Origin of the sequence: Okeania sp. SIO2B9 (assembly GCF_010672505.1) — a bacterium.
GTDB classification, from domain to species: Bacteria; Cyanobacteriota; Cyanobacteriia; order Cyanobacteriales; family Microcoleaceae; genus Okeania; species Okeania hirsuta.
The window spans coordinates 1-4054 of record NZ_JAAHGK010000704.1; the positions used below are offsets into that span (position 1 = coordinate 1).

Sequence of the window (4054 nt, forward strand, 5' to 3'; positions counted from 1 at the left end):
GCGACGATCGCTTCATGTTCACTGCGGCTGGACTCTGGAATTTCTACTTAATGGTAGCATAGTTTAATCAGTGAAAACCAGAATTTTCCCATTTCACTTTAAGGTTTTATTTCGCGACAAGTCTAATTAATATTCTTTGTTAAGCTATAGAATATTTAATCGAAATTCCATTAGCAGGATGAGTATTAGATTCAATATAAATTGTGGTAAAATTTTTTTTAGTCAGGAATGGCAATAAGTGTGGGAATTACTTTTAATATTTTGCAGTATATTGACCCCAGATTTATGAGTGAAAATTTGGTTATAGAGAAAGTAATGAATGACAGAAATATTTCAGTAGCTAGGATAAAGAATTATTCAGTTATTAATACTTGCTGTTGAGTTATTGAATATCTAATCGGACTACTATTAGGAGTATGGGTATTAGAACGAACACAAATTGTGGTAAAAATCTTTTGGTTATCAATGATAATAACTGTGGAAATTACTGTTGGTATTTTGCAGTATATTGACCTTAGATTGATGAGTGAAAATTTGGTTATAGAGAAAGTAGTGAATGACAGAAATATTTCAGTAGCTAGGATAAAGAATTAGTTGATGAGAGATTCAGAACCGCCATCAATTAAAGACGACTAAATTATCATATTTTGTAGGGTATTAAAATTAATTATACTTTTACCGGAATTGCCAGCTAAATTCGCCAGTCGTTCAGAATTAAACTCATAACTCAGAATTATTTCTCGCTCAAAACATCACACTAAACTCAATTTCAATATCTACAATATCTAAATATTACTCAGTGCAAAACAAATACCTTAACTGTAAATTATTTTGGCTCCTGATTGGCAAAAATTAATTATTGAAGTTGATTAAATTCACAAATTTATTAAATTAATCAAGATTTTAATGAGACAATAAATTTACTTGAGCGTTGGGACTGAAAAGTTGAATTCAAGCCTACTCTCACTATTTAGAATATCAAAGAAGAGAAAATGTTAAAAAAAATTGTGGCCTTATTTTTAGTACCGATCGCTCTGGTAGTAACAGGTTGTGTTTCTATTGGCGGTGGACTACAAAGCTTCGTGGATACAACTGATGGTTATGAGTTCCTCTATCCTAATGGTTGGCTCGAAGTTAAAGTATCTGATGGCCCGGATGTAGTATTCCATGACCTAGTTGAGGCCACTGAGAATGTTAGTGTCGTTATTAGTCCCGTAGTTGGAGACCAAACTTTGGCTGACTTGGGTACTCCGACTGAAGTAGGATATAAACTGAGCAAAAATGCCATTGCACCAGCAGACTCTGGTAGGGAAGCAGAATTAGTAAGTGCAGAAGCACGAGAATATAAAGCTAAAACATATTATCAACTGGAGTATGCTGTTAAATTAGCTGATGGAAGAGATCGTCATAACTTAGCAAGTGTAGGAGTTAGTCGAGGTAAACTTTTTACTATCAATATTTCAACTACTGAAGCACGTTGGCAAAAAGTGCATGATAAGTTTGAGCAAGTAATTAACTCTTTCTCTATATATTAGTGAGAAATTTTTATATTAGTCAGGACTAGCAAATTTTTAAGTTTTCCTATCTTAAAAAATATCATTAAATATAGGCTATAGTCCTGACAAATTATCAATGTTTTATGGAATATTTGTTTACTTGCTTGAAAATATGAAAACTCCAACCTTCATATTAGCTTCATCATCATTAGCAAGACTTCGCTTGTTAGAAACTATTGGTATTCATCCTATAGTTATGCCTAGTAACTTTGATGAATCAACAGTTAAATTAATAGAACCTCGAAAATTGGTAGAAACATTAGCCCAGGCTAAAGCAGAAACAATAGCTAAGTCTCTAATGAAAGAAAACTTATCTGAAACACAATCAAATTTAATTTTAGGATGTGATTCAGTATTAGTTATTGATGGCGAAATTTATGGTAAACCAGCTGATAATAAAGAAGCGATCGCTCGATGGCAAAAAATGCGTGGTCAAGTTGGTCAATTGTACACTGGTCATGCTTTAATCGATCTAGTTAAAAATAAAACTATCGTAATTTGTAGAATGACAAAAGTTCATTTTGCTCCCGTTAACGACCAGGAAATAGAAGCTTATGTTGCGACTGGGGAACCTTTAAAATGTGCTGGTTGTTTTGCCATAGAAGGCAAAGGTGGTTTATTTATTGAAAAAATAGAAGGTTGTCATACTAATGTAATTGGTTTAAGTCTACCATTATTGAGAGTTATGCTAAATACTCTAGGATATCAAGTGAGTAACTTTTGGTAGGTTATAAAATATCCGATTTTTTAATCTAATAATTATTCTAAATTAAAGAGTAATAGCAAGTCTATATCACTACCTCTAAACCCTAAAAATTAAAAATTAAATAAAGCCCAGAAATTAAAAATTAAATAAAGCTCAGAAAATTATTTAACAACTAATATTATAGGGAACTGAGGCAATTCAACTTGTATAGGTAAATTCAATTATCAGTTAGCCTCCTCTAGAGGAACTGCGTTAACAGTTCCTTCTGCAATAGGGAGGCGAGAAGATACAGAATTTTCTTCCTCTTGGTCAATTGGATATGGCTAGGTTTCCTCGCCATCCCACCCTACGGGAAGCTGCGCTAACGACCACTTTTTATTCCCTAAAAAGGGTAAGCTTGAGACCTGATTTTTTTGGTCATAAAATCTTCATTCATAAACATCTAAGAATAGAAATACATTGCTAATAGCTAACTAATAATTTTAATTTGCATGATATTTCGGCGTTGCTGAATGGTAATGATTTTTAAATTAAGTATCAACGCAAAACATAAGTTTTTCAATTTTACCTTCAGCTACTTACCATTACATTTCAGCAACGCCAAAGAGTAAACTTTCTATTATACCTGATTTTGCAACAAGTTTACAGCCTACATTTTGTAAAACAAAATGTAGTATAAAAATAGGAGACAGCTATACTGGAGACAGGAGACAATTATAGTGGTCAATAGGAGTAAGTAATTGAGTATTTATACTTAAAATTTTCCTGAGAATCTGACTGCTGAGAAAGGTCAAATGTAGGAGCTATATAGTATAAATACTTACCAAGTTACGGATTTTTCTACTACTTTTAATGTTACAACTTGAAGTGCGGAATGTGAGTTACAAGCAAACCTCAAAAACAAAATTTTTTCTTTAATGCCGTTGACAAATTCTTAAATAAGAATTATTCTGATTTACAGCAGTAAAAGCTGATATAGATTGAATTGCTAAGTTACTAAATCATTCTGAGGTTAAGTTATGGTTATTGAGCGTGTTCCTGATGTAGTATTCAAAACCCGTGTCCGTGATGAATCTGTTGAAGGACCTAACCCTTATCGTTGGCAAGACAAAACTACCCAAGAAATTTTTGGTGGCAAGCGTGTAGTATTATTTGCATTGCCTGGAGCTTTCACACCAACTTGCTCATCTACTCACTTACCTCGATATGAAGAACTATACGATGAATTCAAAGCACAAGGAATAGACGAAATTATTTGTCTATCAGTAAACGATGCTTTCGTAATGTTCCAATGGGGTAAACAGCAAAATGCCAAAAATGTATTCCTATTACCAGATGGCAATGGAGAATTCTCTCGTAAAATGGGAATGTTAGTAGATAAGTCCAATATTGGTTTTGGTATGCGCTCCTGGCGCTATGCAATGGTTGTCAATGACTCTAAAATCGAAAAGATATTTGTTGAAGAAGGTTTTAGCGACAACTATGGTGACGATCCATTCGAGACATCTGACGCAGATACGGTATTAGCCTATCTCAAGGGTACAGAAGCACCAGCAGAAAAACCAGCTCGATTAGAGTTTGTTGGTTAGTTCAGCTATCTATAGATGAAGCTGGAACTGGCAATAATAATACTATATGTAGCAATTAAATGTGATTTTTGAACTGTAGCGTCTAAAACTTAACCTAAACAATAAATTTTTGGCACTACAAGGATATTTTTACATTACATTGCTATATATAGTTTTAACCCCTCTTAAGTAAGTAACGATAACCAAAATATATTCGGCAATTA

3 protein-coding genes are annotated in these 4054 nt (G+C 33.2%); all 3 read left to right on the plus strand.

All coding sequences use genetic code 11. From position 1 onward, the window contains the following. Positions 1-992 precede the first annotated feature (992 nt). The 3 genes from psbP to F6K13_RS21970 all read left to right on the plus strand — a co-directional run bounded on the left by psbP (position 993) and on the right by F6K13_RS21970 (position 3851). Positions 993-1535: a photosystem II reaction center PsbP gene (psbP, locus tag F6K13_RS21960; RefSeq protein ID WP_124147538.1), complete on the plus strand. Its 543-nt coding sequence runs from the start codon at positions 993-995 to the stop codon at positions 1533-1535. A 133-nt stretch (positions 1536-1668) separates the two neighbouring features. Next, positions 1669-2283, plus strand: a complete 615-nt coding sequence (locus F6K13_RS21965) for a nucleoside triphosphate pyrophosphatase (RefSeq protein ID WP_124147537.1) — start codon at positions 1669-1671, stop codon at positions 2281-2283. Positions 2284-3281: 998 nt separating this feature from the next. Further along, the gene (locus tag F6K13_RS21970) at positions 3282-3851 is read left to right on the plus strand and encodes a peroxiredoxin (RefSeq protein WP_124147536.1); all 570 of its coding nucleotides are present in this window, start codon (positions 3282-3284) and stop codon (positions 3849-3851) included. Positions 3852-4054: the final 203 nt, after the last annotated feature.

Coding starts and splice junctions, on each gene's coding strand:
- psbP (WP_124147538.1), top strand. CDS start 993: ATGTTAAAAAAAATTGTGGCCTTATTTTTAGTACCGATCGCTCTGGTA.
- F6K13_RS21965 (WP_124147537.1), top strand. CDS start 1,669: ATGAAAACTCCAACCTTCATATTAGCTTCATCATCATTAGCAAGACTT.
- F6K13_RS21970 (WP_124147536.1), top strand. CDS start 3,282: ATGGTTATTGAGCGTGTTCCTGATGTAGTATTCAAAACCCGTGTCCGT.